The sequence below is a fragment of the Rhodanobacter ginsenosidimutans genome (assembly GCF_042655685.1).
Classification (GTDB): Bacteria; Pseudomonadota; Gammaproteobacteria; order Xanthomonadales; family Rhodanobacteraceae; genus Rhodanobacter; species Rhodanobacter ginsenosidimutans.
Genome location: NZ_JBHSMM010000001.1, coordinates 981,483 through 999,170, shown reverse-complemented (window position 1 = coordinate 999,170; position 17,688 = coordinate 981,483). Strand labels below are relative to the sequence as shown.

15 protein-coding genes are annotated in these 17,688 nt (G+C 64.3%); 7 read left to right on the top strand and 8 right to left on the bottom strand.

The genetic code is table 11. The features are described 5' to 3' along the window. Window positions 1-38: 38 nt before the first annotated feature. Together ACFPK0_RS04180 and ACFPK0_RS04175 are read right to left on the bottom strand one after the other, a co-directional pair. Window positions 39-2,102, bottom strand: a complete 2,064-nt coding sequence (locus tag ACFPK0_RS04180) for an MGH1-like glycoside hydrolase domain-containing protein (protein WP_377338605.1) — start codon at window positions 2,100-2,102, stop codon at window positions 39-41. A 435-nt stretch (window positions 2,103-2,537) separates the two neighbouring features. Beyond that, window positions 2,538-4,163: an ABC-F family ATP-binding cassette domain-containing protein gene (locus ACFPK0_RS04175; RefSeq protein WP_377338603.1), complete on the bottom strand. Its 1,626-nt coding sequence runs from the start codon at window positions 4,161-4,163 to the stop codon at window positions 2,538-2,540. A 304-nt stretch (window positions 4,164-4,467) separates the two neighbouring features. On the opposite strand from ACFPK0_RS04175, the gene lepB reads away from it, so the two are divergent. Next, a complete protein-coding gene (gene lepB, locus ACFPK0_RS04170) occupies window positions 4,468-5,142 on the top strand; it encodes a signal peptidase I (RefSeq protein WP_377338602.1) in 675 nt (224 codons plus the stop codon). A 204-nt stretch (window positions 5,143-5,346) separates the two neighbouring features. Here lepB and ACFPK0_RS04165 read toward each other — a convergent pair whose 3' ends face one another. The 3 genes from ACFPK0_RS04165 to ACFPK0_RS04155 form a co-directional block, all read right to left on the bottom strand. Beyond that, complete coding sequence (locus ACFPK0_RS04165) at window positions 5,347-6,150, bottom strand: dioxygenase family protein (protein WP_377338600.1); 804 nt, start codon at window positions 6,148-6,150, stop codon at window positions 5,347-5,349. Between the two features lie 64 nt (window positions 6,151-6,214). Beyond that, window positions 6,215-6,604 (bottom strand): DoxX family protein, encoded by a 390-nt coding sequence (locus ACFPK0_RS04160; protein ID WP_377338598.1) that lies wholly within the window; start codon window positions 6,602-6,604, stop codon window positions 6,215-6,217. A gap of 45 nt (window positions 6,605-6,649) precedes the next feature. After that, window positions 6,650-7,291 carry an NADPH-dependent F420 reductase gene (locus tag ACFPK0_RS04155; RefSeq protein ID WP_377338596.1) on the bottom strand — a complete coding sequence of 214 codons (642 nt, stop codon included), beginning with the start codon at window positions 7,289-7,291 and terminating at the stop codon, window positions 6,650-6,652. A 123-nt stretch (window positions 7,292-7,414) separates the two neighbouring features. Between ACFPK0_RS04155 and ACFPK0_RS04150 the strand changes: the two genes are divergently transcribed. The 3 genes from ACFPK0_RS04150 to ACFPK0_RS04140 all read left to right on the top strand — a co-directional run bounded on the left by ACFPK0_RS04150 (window position 7,415) and on the right by ACFPK0_RS04140 (window position 12,232). Further along, a complete protein-coding gene (locus tag ACFPK0_RS04150) occupies window positions 7,415-8,323 on the top strand; it encodes a LysR family transcriptional regulator (RefSeq protein ID WP_377338594.1) in 909 nt (302 codons plus the stop codon). A gap of 604 nt (window positions 8,324-8,927) precedes the next feature. Continuing rightward, entirely contained in the window at window positions 8,928-10,808 is a 1,881-nt protein-coding gene (locus ACFPK0_RS04145; RefSeq protein ID WP_377338592.1) for an ATP-dependent nuclease, read from the top strand. 2 nt (window positions 10,809-10,810) lie between these two features. Beyond that, window positions 10,811-12,232 carry a DUF2130 domain-containing protein gene (locus ACFPK0_RS04140; RefSeq protein WP_377338590.1) on the top strand — a complete coding sequence of 474 codons (1,422 nt, stop codon included), beginning with the start codon at window positions 10,811-10,813 and terminating at the stop codon, window positions 12,230-12,232. A 293-nt stretch (window positions 12,233-12,525) separates the two neighbouring features. Here ACFPK0_RS04140 and ACFPK0_RS04135 read toward each other — a convergent pair whose 3' ends face one another. The 3 genes from ACFPK0_RS04135 to ACFPK0_RS04125 form a co-directional block, all read right to left on the bottom strand. After that, window positions 12,526-13,899, bottom strand: coding sequence for a PQQ-dependent sugar dehydrogenase (locus ACFPK0_RS04135; RefSeq protein ID WP_377338588.1), 1,374 nt, complete (start codon window positions 13,897-13,899; stop codon window positions 12,526-12,528). Then, complete coding sequence (locus ACFPK0_RS04130; RefSeq protein ID WP_377338586.1) at window positions 13,896-14,312, bottom strand: DUF2231 domain-containing protein; 417 nt, start codon at window positions 14,310-14,312, stop codon at window positions 13,896-13,898. The genes ACFPK0_RS04135 and ACFPK0_RS04130 overlap by 4 nt, the downstream gene beginning before the upstream one ends. A gap of 80 nt (window positions 14,313-14,392) precedes the next feature. After that, complete coding sequence (locus ACFPK0_RS04125) at window positions 14,393-14,662, bottom strand: metal/formaldehyde-sensitive transcriptional repressor (protein ID WP_056081646.1); 270 nt, start codon at window positions 14,660-14,662, stop codon at window positions 14,393-14,395. Window positions 14,663-14,716: 54 nt separating this feature from the next. Here ACFPK0_RS04125 and dmeF point away from each other — a divergent pair, with 54 nt between their 5' ends. The 3 genes from dmeF to ACFPK0_RS04110 all read left to right on the top strand — a co-directional run bounded on the left by dmeF (window position 14,717) and on the right by ACFPK0_RS04110 (window position 17,641). Continuing rightward, window positions 14,717-15,670 (top strand): CDF family Co(II)/Ni(II) efflux transporter DmeF, encoded by a 954-nt coding sequence (gene dmeF / locus ACFPK0_RS04120; protein ID WP_377338583.1) that lies wholly within the window; start codon window positions 14,717-14,719, stop codon window positions 15,668-15,670. A gap of 80 nt (window positions 15,671-15,750) precedes the next feature. Beyond that, a complete protein-coding gene (locus ACFPK0_RS04115; protein ID WP_377338581.1) occupies window positions 15,751-16,692 on the top strand; it encodes a rhodanese-like domain-containing protein in 942 nt (313 codons plus the stop codon). 55 nt (window positions 16,693-16,747) lie between these two features. Next, window positions 16,748-17,641: a pirin family protein gene (locus ACFPK0_RS04110; RefSeq protein WP_377338579.1), complete on the top strand. Its 894-nt coding sequence runs from the start codon at window positions 16,748-16,750 to the stop codon at window positions 17,639-17,641. Window positions 17,642-17,688 lie beyond the last annotated feature (47 nt).

Below are 17,688 nucleotides of genomic sequence, written 5' to 3'. Positions count from 1 at the left end.
GGCCTGTCCGCGGTGGTGGGTCAAATCACGCGATGCACCTACGGGTGCTGTGTCGCGCCGACCAACTGATGCACGGGCGCGCTCGCGTACAGCTTCCACTCCAGCAGACGCACGGCGCGCTGACCGGCCGGCGGGGTGAACAGCACGCGGAATCGGCGCGCCGTCACCGGTGCCCAGCCGAGCGCATTCACACCATTGGCCAACGGTTTGCCGACCGGTTCGCTGCCAACCGCGTGCCAGGCGCCATCCTTGAAATACTGGATGGCGTAGGACGCGGGCGCGGCGAAATGCGTTGCGTCATCGAGGAAGTAGATTTGCGACGAGGCGATCGTGGTCGGCGTTCCGAAATCGAGCGCGTACCACTGCGGCTTGTCCGCCGCACCCGCCGTGCTCCAGCCTTCCTGGATCTGCGGGAAGAACCACATGCGGCCGTCGATGCTCTGCCGCAGGACTTTCTTGTCATCGCCGTTCACCGACGCCGACGGCTGGGGAAAGCCGTCGGCGACAAGGTTCACCGCCAGGTCGACATGACGCGTCACCGGCGGCAACGGCGCCTGATCGATCGGGGCAGTCAGGCGCGCAAGCACCGGCGATGACGCCACCTTGCGACCGTCGATGAACACCTGCAGTCCTGCACCACGGTGATAGTGGCTGCCATCGCGGTCGTACAACACCGAAACCAGGTGGCCGTGATACGGCGCGTTCTCCAGCGCAAACCAGGCCATGGCGTTGGGATCGGACGCATCGCGCGGCAGCAGCGGATTGACCTCGAGCACGTTGTCCGCGCGCGGGCGAATGCCGACCAGGCCGGTGATGATCAGGTCGTCGTAGGCGGAGTGGTAATAGTGGTGGCTGCGCGGCAAGCCGACGATGGGCTTGCCGGTGGCCGGGTCGTAGTCTTCCTGGATGTCGGGATGACCGTCGACGTAGTGCAGCTCGGTGTACTGCTTCAGCAGCGACATGTAATCGGCTCGGGTGATCAACGTCTGACTGCCGGTGTTGAGCAGGTTGGCCAGCCCGATCAGCGCCTGCGTGGTCTGGAACGGCCAGACCGGTCCATTCCACTGGCATTCGCGCAACCCGGTGGCCTCGTCGTAGCGGAATTGCTGCATGTAGTGCTTGTAGCTGGGCTCGACCGTGCGCAGGCCATGAGGCCCATGCAGTTGATCGGCCTTCAGCGCGTGCGCCCATGCCACGGCATATTTCGGATCATCGACGAGCCCGAACGTCCACGGCGTATAGCCGGCCAATTCGCGCCCACCGACCGGGTCCCAGTAATGCACGAACTCGTTGTCGACCTTGTAGCGGTCGATGAAGTGATCCAGCTCCGTGCTCCACAGGTGCTGTTCGACATGGCGGCGCAGATCGGCTGCTTTGGCCGCGTAGCGGCTGGCGGTGGTGTCGTCGCCAGCCAGCGCCGCCAGTCGACTGATGGCGCGGGCGTTGGCAAACATGTAGCTGTTGATCGAGGGGCGGAACGCGTCGCCGCCCCGGAAACCATCCTTGCCGCCGCTGGCATCGATCGAGGCGATCGAGTACTCGGTGGCATCCAGCAGGGGTTCGATCCAGTACAGGTGCTTGTCGAAATCGTAGTGGTCGTCCCACAGGTTGTACGTCTGCTCCATCGAGGGCAGGAAGCGGGTGGCAAACGCCGCATCGCCGTCGACTTCATAGCGCTGCCAGGTCGCGTCCGCGATGGATTCGGAGAAGTGCCGGTTGTTGCCGCCACCGGTCCACAGGTAGCTGATCCAGTCGTCCAGATAGCTGCGGTCGCGCAGCCAGCGGCCGTCGTAGATCGGGAAGATGGCCGAGTCGTTGAGCGTGGAATAAGGGTCGCGATCCCACGTCATGTCCTGCAGGAATTCGGTGAACAGATTCCCCTGTGCACCCACCGCGCGGATATGTGCGCGAAATACTTCCCAGCGGTAGTAGTAGATCTGGTTGGTTTTAGCGTCCGGGGAGTCGAAGAACGGGATGTTGTTTTCGTACCAGGACGCGTCATTGCCGAAGTAGCGCCGGGCAATGGCCGCCTGCGGAAGTATCGTCGGAGCGCTGCTGGCCGTGGCGGCCGGCGTAGATCGCGCAGCGCCGCCGTCGTTCATCCCTCCGGCCCACAGTGCAAACGGTACCCATGCAGATACAAGAAGAACGGCCAGGCGCATGAAGATCCCCATCGAATGATTTGCCGCGCGGCGGCAGCGGTTGGCGAAACAGCATCATCACCCCAGGCATGAAACCCATCCAGCCGCGGCCGGTTCAATATTCCGCCTGAGCCCCGGCCGGCCTTCCATACCGGGCCGAGGTTGAACAGTACCAATCCCGGCGCCCGATGCCACGCCCCTCGTCCACAAAACCGCAACGATCGACGTATCAGCGCCCCCTTTGGCGACAATGGTTTCATGCCGTCGCCCCCAGCGCGCATTCGCTGCCGCCAGCAGACCGAATGACCGCACGCCGCAAGTCGTACAGCCCACGAAGGTGTCGATCGATACCAAGGCATCATCCTGCGACGGTAGCCGGAGAGTCGGCGGCAGGACTCAGCGCCCGATGTCCTCCACCAATTGGCCGTCCGTCAGTTCGAGCCAGCGGTCTACATCGATTTCCGCCAGGAACGCCGGATCATGGCTTGCCACCACCAGCGCACCTTCGTAGGCGCGCAACGCCTGAACCAGCAAGTCCACCGCATCGATGTCGAGGTTGTTGGTCGGTTCATCCAGCAGCAGAAGCACTGGCGGCGGCGTGGCATGCAGCACGCAGGCCAGCACCGCGCGAAGGCGCTCGCCGCCGGACAACGCCAGCGCAGGCAGATCCATGCGATCGCCCGGGAACTGCAGCCGGGCGAGCAGGTTTGCGCGCTCCTGCGCCGGCATGTCGGGCGCGGCAAGTGCAAGGTTCTGCGCCACCGTGCGCGCGGGATCGAGCAAGTCCAGCCGCTGTGAAAGATAAGCCACGCGACCGGCGCCCCGACGCACGCTTCCATCGGACGTGCATTCCCCGGCGATAACCCGCAACAAGGTGCTTTTGCCCGCGCCGTTGACGCCGCGCAGCGCAATGCGTTGCGGACCACGGATCGTAAATGCCAGGCCGTGCGCGCCGAACAGGTCGCGACCACCCCGCCGCACACGCAAGCCTTCGGCCGAGAACAGTACGCGATCCGCCGGCACGCGCGTGGCCGGCAGCGAGAGATCGAGCACTGCGTTCTCGCCCAGCGCCTGCGTGGCATCGTGCAGGCGCGAGCGCACCTGTTGCACTCGCGCCGCATGGGTGGCATCCGACTTCGCCGCGGTGGTCTGCGCGGCGCTCTTGCGATTGCCGGCCACGATCCGCGGCAGTCCGGCGTCAGCCACGTTTCGTGCGGCGTTGCCTGCCCGGCGCGCGGCACGTTCGCGTGCCTGCTGCATGTCGCGCTTCTCGCGCTTGAGCTCACTGCGCAGGTTGCGCGCCTGCTGTTCGGCGGCGCGTCGCTCGGCTTCCTGCGTTTCGCGATAGAACGCGTAGCCACCGCCGTACAACCGCAAGCCGGAAGGCGTCAGCTCCGCGATCTGCTCCATTCGATCGAGCAGTTCGCGGTCATGGCTGGCCACCAGCAGGCAGCCCTTCCACTCCTGCAGCACCCCGTAGAGGCGCTGACGCGTGGCCTGGTCGAGGTTGTTGGTAGGTTCGTCCAGCAGCAGGACGTCGGGGCGTCGCAACAGTTGCGCGACCAGACCCAGCGACATCGCCTCGCCGCCGCTGATGGTGGCCAGCCGACGTTCCGGCGCGACATCGTTCAAGCCAAGACCCGCCAGCGCCGCCGCGCTGCGCTCGCGCAGATCCCAATCGTCATCGACGACATCGAAATGCGCGGGATCGACGTCACCGGCGGCAATCGCGTCCAGCGCCCGCAGCTTGCCCGCAACGCCAAGCACCTCGGCCACGGTGGCCTCGCCATCGAGCGGCAGGCTTTGCGGCAGGTATCCAACGACACCGTCGATCGTCACCTGGCCGGACAGCGGCAACAGCTCGCCGGCCAGCAGTTTCAGCAAACTGCTCTTCCCTGCCCCGTTGGGCGCGACCAGACCGGTGCGAACCGGACCCAGCACGAATGAAAGCCCACCCAGCACGGGCGTGCCGTCGGGCCATGAAAAAGCGAGATTGGAGACGCGAATGCGAGCATCCGACATGCAGGGATCTCCCATGGAACGCGCCCGCTTCGGCGGGCACAACCAGAAACCGGACGGCACGCTTTGCGCATGCCATCGAGGGTCAGGGATGCATCGTGCTGCTCACATGTGGATCGCGATCTCCTGCAGGAACGGACATTCTATTCCACTGGAAAACCCGTCGACGCACTCAGCTCGCGCCATCGATCGGGTTCATTCAACCTGGCGCGATCGGATGAGATGGCAGAACCGCGCCCCGGTCGCCGAAACTTCAGGCCAGCGGCGCGGTCAGCAGTTGATCGACCATCCACGCCAGGGGAAAGCCATGCGCACGATCGCGAAGTTCCTGCTCCGCAACCGCGGCTTCATGGCCTTCATGCTGTGCATGGTCGTCTTCCGCAGCGCGGTGGCCGACTGGAACGTGGTGCCGACCGGCTCGATGCAGCCGACCATCCGCATCGGCGACCGCATCCTGGTCGACAAGCTGGCTTACGACGTGCGCCTGCCGCTGACCCACGTCTCGCTGTACCGCCTGGCCGACCCGCAACGCGGCGACATCGTGGTGCTGGATTCGCCGGCAGCCGACGAGCGGCTGGTGAAGCGGGTGATCGGGCTGCCCGGCGACGAGGTGGCGATGCGCGCCAACGTGCTCTACATCAACGGCCAGGCGGCCAGCTACACGACCAGCGGGTACGAGGGCATCCACGATGACCTGCGCGATCCCGCGCATTACGCGACCGAACGCTACGGCGCGCTGCACCACGCGATCCGCCTGTCCAACCGTCACCCCAGCCCGCCCAGCAATTTCGGCCCGACCAAGGTACCGCCCGGCCAGTACCTGCTGCTGGGCGATGACCGCGACAACAGCATGGACTCGCGCTATCTCGGCTTCTTCGCCCGCAACGAGATCGTCGGCCGCGCGCACCGCGTTATCGTCTCGCTCGATCCCCAGCATCACTACCTGCCGCGCGGGAATCGCTTCGGCACGGCACTGCGCTGATCCGGGAGTTGGGGGTCGATTTCGGGCAGGATGTGCCCGGCCCGCACGGCGAACCCAACCCGGGTGCGCTCAGCGCCACGGTGGCGCTGAGGTTGCCGCCCACGCCGCGCAGCAGCACCGGTAGCTACGTTGGCCGTCGCGGCGGCGGCTGCAGGGCGGAAGGTCAGCACGAGGCGGGATCGTTCCACAGGGGTGGCACAGTCTTCATCCTGCCTTCCCTTGCGCGGCATGAGGCAGGCCGAACGCGAACGAATCCATCGACAGCACGCCGTAGGTCATGCCGCCTTCGACCAGCTGCGGCGCATCCGTATCGGCGCTGGCGCCAACGGCGACCAACAACGGCAGGTAGTGCTCCTCGGTGGGATGCGCGCGCTCGGCGTGCGGTGCGCGGCGGCGGTAATCCACCAGCGCCTCGACGTCGCGCGCGGCCACCGCCTCGCGAACCCAATCCACGAATTCCTGCGCGTATTCCGGGTCGCGGATGTGCTGGCGGAATTCGTACAGGTTGTGGGTGAGGCTGCCGGAACCGACCACCAGCACGCCACGCTGGCGCAGCGGCGCCAGGGCCTGCCCCATGCGCAAGGCGCCGGCCGCATCGATGTGCTGCGGCAGCGACACCTGGAACACCGGCACGTCGGCGCGCGGGAACAGATAGCGCAGCGGCACCCACGCGCCGTGGTCCAGGCCGCGGCGTTCGTCGAGTGCCACTTCGAAGCCGGCGTCCGAAAGCAGCCGCGCGGCATCCTGCGCCACCGCCGGTGCACCCGGCGCGGCGTACTGCAACTGGTACAGCGGCGCGGGGAAGCCACCGAAGTCGTGGATGGTTTCCGGCGCGACGCTGCTGGCCACGCGCACGCCCCGGGTCTGCCAGTGCGGCGACACCACCAGCACGGCGGTGATGTCCGTCAACGACTCGCCCATCGCGCGCAGGTTCGGGCCGAGCAGGCCCGGCTCCAGCGCAAACATCGGCGAACCGTGGGAGATGAAGAGCGAGGGGGCGGTAGTCATGGTGTTTCCTCCACAGACGGCGGGCGCAATGGCGCCCGCCGGGTTGAACTGCTCGTTGCGGAACTCAGGCGTTGCGACGCTTGGCCCACAGGTGATCGAGGCTGAGCGCGCCGGCGCCGTGGGCGGCAAGCATCAGGAAGCCGCCGGCCATCGCCACGTTCTTCCAGAAGTTGATAGCCTGCGCAGCGTCGCCGAGATTGGCGTGGAACAGCGCGGCACTGGCCAGCGAGAACGCGGCAAGCGCCAGTGCAATCCAGCGCGTGAACAAGCCGCCAAGGATGGCCAGGCCACCGCCCAGCTCCAGCGCGATCACCAGTGGCAGCAAGGCGCCGGGCACACCCATCGCCTCCATGTATTGCTGGGTGCCGGCGTAGCCGGCGATCTTGCCCCAGCCGGAGATGATGAAAACAAGCGAGAGGCCGATGCGGCCGAACAGTGCGAGCGAAGCGTTCATGAGGATTCCTTGGATGACAAGTAGTAAGTGGATGACGCGGATGTGTCAGGCATTGCTGATCCAGGTCGGTGCGATCGACGTGCCAAGACCGGCGCCGTAGCCCAGGTAGATGTTCAGCGCGGCCAGCGGCTCCAGGTAACGCGCGTTCTTCAGCGGGCCGGCATCGACCGGCGTGTAACCGAGGCTTTCGATCAGCGCCTTCGCCGTCTGCTTCGCCCGCTCGCTGTCGCCCGCAAAGAACGCGGGGGCCACCTGGCCATCGGCAAACTGCGGGCCATCAGTCAGCACCTGCGCGAACAGCGTGTTGAACGCCTTCACCACCTCGGCTTCGGGCACGGCCTTGGCGATCTCCTCGGCGGCCGAGGTGTCGTAGCCCAGGGTCAGGCCCATGTAGTCGGCGGTCAGCGGATTGGTGATGTCGATGACGACCTTGCCCGCCAGCGAACCCAGCGAGCGCAGCGAACGCAACGCCGGCACCGCATCGACGTAACCGGTGGCGACAACGACGACGTCCGAACCGGCCAGCGCCTCGGCCGGGGCCGCCGCCACGGCGCCGGGGTTGGCGGCGGCCAGCGCCTGCGCCTTGGCCAGATCGCGGGCGGTGATGCGCACGGTGTGGCCGGCGCGGGTGAGTTGCTTGGCAAGCGCCGAGCCCATGTTGCCGGTGCCGATCAAAGTGATGTTCATGGAGGTCTCCGTCAGTCGCCCAGGGCGTCCGGGCATGGGACATACTCCATTGACCAACATGGCATCGATAAACTAGCTTCCTGTTGACTTACTGTCTCGAAATTAGAGACAAAAGGAGGCAATGTGGACAAATTCCAGGAAATGACCAGCTTCGTGGCCGTGGTCGACGCCGGCAGCTTTGTCGGCGCGGCCGATGCCATCGGCATGTCCAAGGCGGCGGTATCGCGCCACGTCGCCGAGCTTGAACAACGCCTGGGCGCGCGCCTGCTGCACCGGACCACGCGCCGCTTGTCGCTGACCGACGACGGCCAACTGTTCTACGCCCGCGCGAAAGAGATGCTGGCCGCCGTCGACGAGGCGGAATCGGAAATCAGCTCGCGCAGCGGCGAACCCAGCGGACGCCTGCGCATCAACGCGCCGCTCAGCTTCGGCGTGCTGCACCTCGCCCCGCTGTGGCCACGCTTCGCGCAGCTGTACCCCAAAGTGTCGCTGGACATCGAACTCAGCGACCGCGTGGTCGACCTGGTCGAAGAGGGCTATGACCTGGCCATACGCATCACCAACCTGCCCAACTCGCAACTGGTCAGCCGGCAACTCGCCACCACCCGCATGATCGCCTGCGCTTCACCGCAATATCTCGCGCAACACGGCACACCCGCGCACCCCGACGAACTGGCGCAGCACGAAGTCATCTCCTACAGCTACTTCGCCGCCCGCGACGAATGGACCTTCACCGCCCCCCACGAAACCCCCGTCGTCGTGCACACCCACGCCCGCATCCACGCCAACAACGGCGACACCTGCCGCGCCGCCGCGCTGGAACACCAGGGCATCATCCTGCAACCCGATTTCATCGTCGCCGACGACCTGCGCCGCGGCGACCTGGTCGAACTGCTGCCAACCTGGCGCACGATGACCCTGGGCATCCACGCGGTCTATCCCTCACGCAAGCACCTGCCGATCAAGACGCGGAGGCTGGTGGATTTTCTGGTGGAGGGGTTTGCGGTGCCGAGGTGGGAGGTGGCGCGGTGATCGCCATGCAGAGCGGGCGATCGCCTATTTGCTTTGGCCGGTTGTTTCGCTTCCATCCGAAGGATTTGAAGCGAAGAGCTTTCGCCGTCCTGTGGAGGGCGAGGTACTTCTCTTTTGCTTGTCCAAAATAGAAGCACCCAAGAGAAAACGACACACCACTTGACGCTTGCCGGACTCCTGTCCGGCAAGTCCGTGAGCCGGGGCCGGCCTTTTCGCCAGGGCATCCTGCCCTGGCGAAAAGGAGTCGACATCCCTGTCGACCCCGCTACGCGGCCTATCGTCCCCGACTCACCGCCGCACAGGGGCCCCCGGTAGAGCAGCGGGCCATCCTGGCCCGCACTCGGTGCGCAACCGCCGCGCGGTTGCGAGAGCCAAGCCTCCTGGCATTGAATACGCAGTGAGAAGTTGCCACTCAATGAGAGATGGTTTCGGCTCACGCCTCTTAGAAGCGGCAGTGCCGATAGAGCAGAACCCACTGTGAGATACCACGCTATCGGGCAACAATTTGGCCTTCACGCCCCAAAGAAGCGTAGCCTGTGCCAGCAGTCACAGCGGTACAGGCATTTAGTTTTTCGGCGAAAAACACAGGGAGGTGGAATCAGCAATGAAAATCCAGTCCGTTCGCATCAAAAACTTCCGCACGTTGAAAGACGTAACGATCCCCTTCGATTCCGTCACGACCTTCATCGGGCCGAACGGAGTCGGGAAGTCAACGGTACTTCGTGCGCTCGATTGGTATTTCAACGGTAAGCCCGGGTCGCTGACGGGGAAGGACTGCTCCTTCGGGGCGACTGACGAAGAAATCGAAGTTCAGGTTACATTTTCTGATCTCACGGATAAGGATCGAAATGAGCTTGGCAAGTACGCTCCAGCTGGAGTTACGACATTCACCGCGTGGAAGCGTCGCGACCCAGACGGGACTGAAAGCCTATCCGCGAACTCGAAGAGCTATGCACCATTCAATGCCATCCGCGGTAAGGGATCGGCTGCCGACAAGAAGGCCGCTTACAACGATCTTCGGAACTCCGATTCGTCGCTCGGTCTTTCAGCTTGGAGCAATGTTGATGCCGCCAGCCAGGCAATGACGACTTGGGAGGCCATTCATACCGATCAGCTCGTCGAAGCGCCGGAGTCCCTGCAGACCAACTTCTTCGGCTTCAACAGTGGCGGCAAGATGAGTGGTCTTTTTGACTTTGTTCTGGTCACTGCAGACCTTCGAGCGAGCGAAGAGTCGATCGACGGCAAGTCGAGCATCATCGGACGAATCCTTGAGCGCTCAATCGATCGTACTGCTGCTGACGAAGAGATCGCGGATATTGTCGAGAAGTCACGCAAGCAGCAGCAAAAAGTCTACGAGGAAAAGTTCAAGACGCAGCTCGACATAATGACGACCCATCTCAACGAAATCGTGACGTCTTACTCGCCCGGTCGCGCTGTCACCGTTGCCCCTTCAGAAGTAGAACTCAAGGCCCCGAGAACCACGTTCGAAGTAACAGTGCTCGACAGTACATATCCGACTGCTGTGGAACGTCAGGGCCATGGGTTTCAGCGCACGCTTTTGATCTCTGCACTGCAACTCTTGGCGCAGTCGAGCGCCGCATCGGCAGAGGGCACCATATGTTTGGCGATCGAGGAGCCGGAACTCTTTCAACACCCGATTCAGGCTCAGACATTCGCGAAGGTGCTCCGATCACTCGCCGAGGACGCCGCCAAACGCATTCAGGTGACCTATGCGACTCATAGCCCGTACTTTCTTGAGACGCGACATTTCGACCAAGTCAGAAGGCTGACGAGGTCGTCCGCTGAGACTCCTGTGGTCACCGTCTGCTTCGCCACGCTAGCCGACGTCAAGGCCAAGTTGAGCGGGGTAGTTAAGCCCGCCACGGTTGACCGCCAGCTTGACGGCATCGTGGCGAATAACCTTGCGGTAGCGCTCTTCGCGCACCGGGCATTCCTCGTAGAGGGACCGACGGAAGCGTCAGTTTTCTACGGTATTGGCGACAAGTCCTCTCTTGGATCGCTTGAAGCCAGTGGGGTCTCCATCGTTTCGGTAGGAGGCAAGACATCAATCCCCCTCGCGCACGCAATCCTGACGTTGATTGGCATTCCGGTCTATGCCCTCTTCGACGCAGATGGCGGGTTTGAGAAGCGCGCGAAAGACAACGGTAAGACGCCGGACGATATCGACAAGGAGCGGAAAAGCCACATAGCGGAGAATCGTATGGCGCTGAAGTACTTCGGTCTAACTGAAGAGGATTTCCCTGCTGCCATCGTTGCTGACGAGGTAGCAATCCTCGAGGATCATCTCGAAGCATTCCTGTCAGCAAGCTGGGCTGAATGGATCATTGCCTGCAATGATGTCGAATCTGCCGCAGGCATCCGTCTCGCGAAAAATCAGTTTGCGTATCGAGCGGCGACACTTAAAACCGAGGGAGGAGTGCCAGAGATGCTCACTCAAATCTTGGCCAAGGCGAAGGGTGAATAGCCATGCATGAAATTATCTGCCCGCATTGCAGAAAAGCATTCAAAATTGACGAAGCCGGGTACGCTGACATCCTTAAGCAAGTTCACGACAGCGAGTTTGAGCAGCAGATACACGAGCGACTGGAGCTCGCCGAGCAGGAAAAACTGAACGCAGTTGAGCTAGCCGAAACCAAGGGCGCCAGCGAATTGCAGAAGGCTGGTGCAGCCAAGGACGCCGAGATCCAGAAACTCCAAGCCAGACTCGATGCCGATGCAGTCGCGCGGAAGCTCGCCGTGACCGAGGCCTTAAGCATCGTGGAAAAAGAGCGTGACGCGCTCACAAACGAACTTGAGCAGGCGAAGCATGAGAAGCAAGCCGCTTCCAAGCTAGCCGAGGCGATGCTAGCGAATGAACTACAGAAGACCGCGGCTACGAAGGATGCAGAAATCCAGAGCCTGAACTCCAAGCTTGGCACCATCGAGCTTGCTCAGAAGCTCGCGATCACCGAAGCAGTCAGTGCCGTCGAGAAGGAGCGCGACGAACTAAAGAGTGGCCTCGAGAGAGCGAAGCTTGAGAAGCAGCTCGCCGAGCAGTCGCTCAAGGACAAGTACGAGACGCAGATCAAAGACCGCGAGGACATGATTGAGCGTCTCCGGGACATGAAGGCGCGCCTGTCCACCAAGATGGTCGGTGAAACCCTCGAGCAGCACTGCGAAACTGAGTTCAATCGAATTCGATCGACGGCATTTCCGAGAGCATATTTCGAGAAGGACAACGACGCGCGAACTGGCAGCAAGGGTGACTATATCTTTCGCGACTCCGACGAGGCCGACACTGAAATTGTCTCGATCATGTTCGAAATGAAGAACGAGAGTGATCGAACCACGACGAAGAACAAGAACGAAGACTTCCTGAGAGAGCTCGACAAGGATCGCAGTGAAAAGGGCTGCGAATATGCGGTGCTGGTTTCCCTGCTGGAGCCAGACAGTGAGCTCTACAACACTGGCATCGTCGACGTGTTCCACCGTTACCCAAAAATGTACGTCGTCCGGCCGCAATTCTTTCTTCCAATCATCACGCTGCTGCGGAATGCCGCGATGAAATCGCTCATGTACAAATCGGAGTTGGCACTCGTTAAGGCGCAGAACATCGACATCACAAATTTCGAGGGCGAGCTTGAGACATTCAAGTCCGGATTCGCTCGAAACTACGATCTCGCGTCCCGAAAGTTCAAGACCGCGATCGAAGAGATCGACAAGACCATCGACCATCTCCAGAAAACGAAGGATGCGCTTCTCGGCTCGGAGAACAACCTTCGCCTCGCCAACGACAAGGCACAGGACGTGACCATCAAGAAGCTGAGTCGGGGCAACCCGACGATGGCAGCAAAGTTCGCCGACTTAAAGAATGATGGTTCTTCCGGAAACCGGGACGGAGGAAGTTAGACGGAGAGGGCAACAGCCGGCTCTGTCCTGGCTCTTCTGAGAAGTGCGGGCCAAGATGGCCGTGCTCTGCCCGGCCCCTGTGCGGCGGTGTGATGCGAGGCAATAAAGCCGCGTAGCGGGGGAAGCCTCTCTTTGCTCCGGTCATCCGGCCTTCTGCCCTTCGCGCCAGCTTCGCCATTCGCGCAGCTCCTGCGGCGCAGTGGGCCACGTTTCTCTGGCCACACAGAGGAGAAAGAGAGCTGGCCCAGCAAGAGCACACTCATCAACCAGAGCGCGCCCTTGCCGCCAGCAGCTTATGGCGCGCTGGACGGCGCCGCCGGCGCGGGCGACGAAGTCGCTGGTGCCGGAGGTGTTGCCGCCGGCGCGGCGACAGCCGCCGTCGGCGTGACGCGCCAGATCGTGTTGGAGAGATCGTCGGCGACGATCAGCGCGCCGCGTGGGTCGACGGTGACGCCGACCGGGCGGCCGCGGGTCTTGCCGTCTTCCGTGCGGAAACCGGTGACGAAGTCGATGGGTTTGCCGGATGGACGGCCATCGTGGAACGGCACGAACACCACCTTGTAGCCCACCGGCGGGTTGCGGTTCCAGCTGCCGTGCTCGCCGACGAACACACCGTCACCGAACTGGCCGCCCATCGTGGGTGCCGAGAACGCCACGCCCAGCGCGGCCACGTGCGAGCCCAGCGCGTAATCGGGCTTGATGGCGGCGGCGACCTTGGCCGGGTCCTGCGGCATCACACGGGTGTCCACATGCTGGCCCCAGTACGCATAGGGCCAGCCGTAGAAGCCGCCCTCGCGTACCGAGGTGAGGTAGTCGGGCACCAGGTTCGGGCCGATCTCGTCGCGCTCGTTGACCACCACCCACAAGGTGTCGGTGCCGGGCTGGATCGCCAGCGCGGTGGGGTTGCGCAGGCCGGTGGCGTAGACCTTGTGCGCGCCGGTGGCGGCGTCCACTTGCCAGATGCGCGCGCGGTCGACTTCGGCGGTCATGCCGCGCTCGGTGATGTTGCTGTTGGAGCCGATGGCCACGTACAGGTAACGCCCATCGGGGCTGGCCGCCAGCGCCTTGGTCCAGTGGTGATTGATCGCCGACGGCAGGTCGGTGACCTTCACCGGCGCACCGCTGGCATGGGTCTGGCCCGCCTGGTAATCGAAGCGCACCAGCTCGCCCTGGTTGGCGACGTACAGGTTGTTGCCGACCAGGGCGAGGCCGTAGGGCGCGTCGAGGTTGTTGGCAAATACGGTCTTCAGTTCGTACTTGCCATCGCCATCGGCGTCGCGCAGCAGGGTCAGGCGATTGCCGCTCTTGACCGAGGTGTTGCCCTTGGCCTTGATCTTGCCGGCGATCACGTCCTTGGGCTTGAGCTTGGGCGCATGGCCGCCGCGACCTTCGGCCACCAGGATGTCGCCGTTGGGCAACACCAAAGTCTGCCGCGGAATGCCCAGGTCGGTGGCGATGGCGGTGACGCTGTAGCCCTGCGGCACGGTGGGCACCTGGTCACCCCAGGCGGCGGGTTTGGCGATGATCATGTCCGGCATGACGCCGCGCGCCGGCGACGGCAGCTCCGGGCTGGCGCCGTACTGGTTCAGGTCGGGTGCCTTGCCGCAGGACGCCAGCAACATCACGGCGGCGGCGATGGGCAGGACTTTCAGGCTGGAAATTTTCATCGTGCACCTCCCGCGCGCAGGCTTGCGAAACCGATCCAGGTCGCCACCAAGGCCAGCACGACGACAATCACCGAGAACACCAGCGCCATGGGCATGATCGCCCACGCATCCCTGGCGTGATACAGCGCATCGAAGAAGCCGACCAGCCAGGTCGCCACCAGCACCACGATATGAACGATGCTGCGCCCGCCACGGACGAGGGCGAAGATTTCGCAGATGACGGCGACGGAAGTGAGCACCATCGCGCCAACCAGCAGCCAGGAGGCGAAGTCGCTCCACTGGATCAGGTAGGTGGTCCAGTAGGCGTAGTCGGTCAGCAGCGCACCGATGAACAAGGCCAGCGCGCCGGCCAGGACAGCCGCATGAAAAAGACGCGCGCCGCCGGGGCGCACGCGATCGACGATCGAAACCATATCAGTCTCCTCCGGACGGGTGCCGAGCCCCATGCTGCATGAGTCAAGGGACGTTTGGCGTGAAGACGACAGCCCGGCGACTACTTGAGGTAGCTTTTCAGCACCGCCAGCACCGGCAGCAACTCGTCCTGCCGTTTGCTGCTGCCGGGCCCGGCCACGTGGGCCCGCAGATGACCTTCCATCACCTGCAGGATCAGCCCGTTGACCGCGCCGCGCACGGCGGCCAGTTGCTGCAGCACGGCGCCGCACTCCGTATCACCTTCGATCGCGCGCTCGAGCGAGGCCATCTGCCCATTGATGCGGCGCACGCGGGCGACCAGCTTTTTGCGATTTTCATGGATATGCGACATGGGGTGGCCTCGCGCTCATATACTGTGGGGGAGTATATGACCCGAGACCACCTCATGCCCGCGCCCGACATCGCCCCGTTCACCCACAGCCACCAGTTCAACCACGTCGATGCGAAGGCGGAGCGCAATACCCGGCGCGTGGTGTACATCACCGCGGCGATGATGGTGGTGGAGATCGTCGGCGGTTACTGGCTGAATTCGATGGCGCTGCTGGCCGATGGCTGGCATATGAGTTCGCATGCGCTGGCGATGGGGCTGTCCGTCATGGCTTATGCGCTGGCGCGGCGCTACGCAAAGGACGGCCGCTTCGCCTTTGGCACGTGGAAGATCGAGATACTCGGCGGCTACAGCAGCGCCATGCTGCTGGCGGTGGTTGCCGCGCTGATGATGATCCAGTCGCTGCAACGCCTGTTCGTACCCGCCACGATCCACTACGACGAAGCCATCCCGATTGCCGTGCTCGGCCTGGGCGTCAACCTGCTGTGCGCATGGCTGTTGAAGGGAGAGCATGGTCACGAGCGCGGCCACCACCACGGGCACGACCACGGCCATGCGCACGGCCACGCGCATGGCCATGGTCACCATCACGACGTGAACCTGCGCGCGGCCTACCTGCACGTGATCGCGGACGCGGCCACATCCGTGCTGGCCATCGTGGCGCTGGTGGGCGGCAAGCTCTACGGCGCCGCATGGCTCGACCCGGCGATGGGTATCGTCGGCTCGATCCTGGTGGCACGCTGGGCGCTCGGGCTGTTGCGCGAATCCGGCAAGATCCTGCTGGACGCGGAGATGGATCAGCCGGTGGTGGAGGAAATCCGCGACGTGGTGCGCGAGCAGTTTGCCACCGCCGCCGTCAGCGACCTGCATGTGTGGCGCGTCGGGCGCAACAGCTACGCCTGCATCCTGGGGCTGGTGGTGACGACGCCCATCAGCGCCGAGGACGTGCGCCGGCAACTGGCCATCCACGAAGAGCTGGTGCACGTGACCGTCGAGATCGCTGCCGCCTGAGCGCTGGCCAGACCACTTTCGCCCCGGTGCGCCAGGGCAAGTAAGCTGGGCCGACGGATTTACCCGAGGCGACACGTCAGATGATCGAAGCGCTGAACGCATTGCTGTCGACCTACGGGCTGTGGCTGGTTTTTCTGGTCGTGCTGCTCGACCAGGGCGGCATCCCGATTCCCGCCTGGCCGCCGCTGGTCGTGGCCAGCGCGCAGGCAATGGAGCGCCAGGAGCCGGTCTGGCCGATCCTGCTGGCCGCCACGCTGGCCGCGTTGTTGGCCGATACGTTGTGGTACCTGGCCGGGCGTCGGCATGGCGCGCACATGTTGCGGCTGATCTGCCGCGTTTCGCTGTCACCCGACAGCTGCGTGTCCAGCACGCGTGCGATCTACGCGAAGTGGGGGGCGCCGTCGCTGGTGCTGGCCAAGTTCATTCCAGGCTTTGCCGCGGTCGGCACCACCCTGGCCGGCCACCAGCGCACGCCGCTGCGCCGCTTCGTGGCGTATGACGGCACCGGCGCCGTGCTGTGGGCGGGCGTGGCGATCGCCACCGGCGTGGTGTTCCATGACGCCGTCAACGAGGCGCTGTTGACGCTGGAATCGCTGGGCCGGGTCGGCATCGGCGTGGTGCTGGTGGCGCTGGTGGTTTTCATCATCCGCAAATACTGGAAACGCCGACTGTTCCTGCGCGAGCTGCGGATGGAGCGCATCTCCGTGGCCGAGCTGCAGGCGCTGATGGACAAGCCCGGCCGCCCGCTGCTGATCGACGTGCGCAGCGCAGCCGAACGCGATGCGACGGGCTGGATACCCGGCGCGGTCCACGCGGCGCGCGTGGCCGACCTCGTCGCCGACGCCAGCGCTGAAGTGGTGGTCTATTGCGACTGCCCGAACGAAGCCTCGGCCGCGCGCGTGGCCAGCCAGCTCAAGCAGCTGGGTTTCGCCCGCGTGCGACCGCTGGCCGGCGGGCTGGAGGCGTGGCTCGCGCACGGCCTGCCGATGGAGGCGGCGCCGGAGCACTCACGCCGCGCCTGAGCCAAGGTGCGATAGTGGTCGTCCAACGTTTCCCTGTTGCCGCCGGAGGTATCCCGTGATCGAACTCATCATCGCCCAGCGCCGCCGCGACCTGGGCTCCTTCGAAGTCGGCCGCGTGCTGCCGTTCGCCCAGCGCCGCATGGTCGGCCCCTACATTTTCTTCGACCGCATGGGCCCGAAGCAGATCGCGCCCGGCCTGCCGCGTGAGGCGGACGTGCGCCCGCATCCGCACATCGGGCTGTCGACCATCACCTATCTTTTCGACGGCGAGATCATGCACCGCGACAGCCTCGGCTCCGAGCAGGCCGTGCGCCCCGGCGAGGTCAACTGGATGACCGCCGGCCGCGGCATCACGCATTCGGAGCGCTTCGAGAAACTGCGCGCGCAGGGCGGGCCGCTGGACGGCATCCAGGCCTGGGTGGCGCTGCCGGACGGGCGCGAGGAAATGGACCCGGGCTTCTGGCATTACGCCAACCATGACTTGCCGGTCTTCGACGACGACGGCCTCACCGGGCGGCTGATCGCCGGCAGCCTGGCCGGCGTGACGTCGCCGGTGAAAGTCGATTCGCCGCAGTTCTACGTGCACTGGCAACTGCGCGCCGGCGCGCGGGTGTCGCTGCCGGCCGAGTACCCCGAGCGGGCGGTCTACGTGGCCAGCGGCGAAGTGGAGATCGACGGCGAGCGGGTCGAAGCGGGCAAGATGGCGGTGCTGGTGCCCGGCAAGGCCGCCACCATCGCCACCCACAGCGGTGCGGTAGTCATGGCGCTGGGCGGCGAGCCGGTGGGGCCGCGCTACATCGACTGGAACTTCGTCTCCTCGTCGCCCGAACGGCTCGACCAGGCCCGCGCCGACTGGGCCGCCGGACGCATGAAACTGCCGGACCTGGACCACGAGGAATTCATCCCGCTGCCGCCCAAGCTGGGTGCCAAGCCCGAGCCGATGTCGTAGCGACGGGATTCGGGATTTGTAAAAGAAGCCAGCCAGCCGTTGTAGGA

What these genes read in the sequence shown, in the direction of transcription:
- ACFPK0_RS04180 (WP_377338605.1), bottom strand. Translation starts at nt 2,102, where the DNA reads ATGAACGACGGCGGCGCTGCGCGATCTACGCCGGCCGCCACGGCCAGC.
- ACFPK0_RS04175 (WP_377338603.1), bottom strand. Translation starts at nt 4,163, where the DNA reads ATGTCGGATGCTCGCATTCGCGTCTCCAATCTCGCTTTTTCATGGCCC.
- lepB (WP_377338602.1), top strand. Translation starts at nt 4,468, where the DNA reads ATGCGCACGATCGCGAAGTTCCTGCTCCGCAACCGCGGCTTCATGGCC.
- ACFPK0_RS04165 (WP_377338600.1), bottom strand. Translation starts at nt 6,150, where the DNA reads ATGACTACCGCCCCCTCGCTCTTCATCTCCCACGGTTCGCCGATGTTT.
- ACFPK0_RS04160 (WP_377338598.1), bottom strand. Translation starts at nt 6,604, where the DNA reads ATGAACGCTTCGCTCGCACTGTTCGGCCGCATCGGCCTCTCGCTTGTT.
- ACFPK0_RS04155 (WP_377338596.1), bottom strand. Translation starts at nt 7,291, where the DNA reads ATGAACATCACTTTGATCGGCACCGGCAACATGGGCTCGGCGCTTGCC.
- ACFPK0_RS04145 (WP_377338592.1), top strand. Translation starts at nt 8,928, where the DNA reads ATGAAAATCCAGTCCGTTCGCATCAAAAACTTCCGCACGTTGAAAGAC.
- ACFPK0_RS04140 (WP_377338590.1), top strand. Translation starts at nt 10,811, where the DNA reads ATGCATGAAATTATCTGCCCGCATTGCAGAAAAGCATTCAAAATTGAC.
- ACFPK0_RS04135 (WP_377338588.1), bottom strand. Translation starts at nt 13,899, where the DNA reads ATGAAAATTTCCAGCCTGAAAGTCCTGCCCATCGCCGCCGCCGTGATG.
- ACFPK0_RS04130 (WP_377338586.1), bottom strand. Translation starts at nt 14,312, where the DNA reads ATGGTTTCGATCGTCGATCGCGTGCGCCCCGGCGGCGCGCGTCTTTTT.
- ACFPK0_RS04125 (WP_056081646.1), bottom strand. Translation starts at nt 14,662, where the DNA reads ATGTCGCATATCCATGAAAATCGCAAAAAGCTGGTCGCCCGCGTGCGC.
- dmeF (WP_377338583.1), top strand. Translation starts at nt 14,717, where the DNA reads ATGCCCGCGCCCGACATCGCCCCGTTCACCCACAGCCACCAGTTCAAC.
- ACFPK0_RS04115 (WP_377338581.1), top strand. Translation starts at nt 15,751, where the DNA reads ATGATCGAAGCGCTGAACGCATTGCTGTCGACCTACGGGCTGTGGCTG.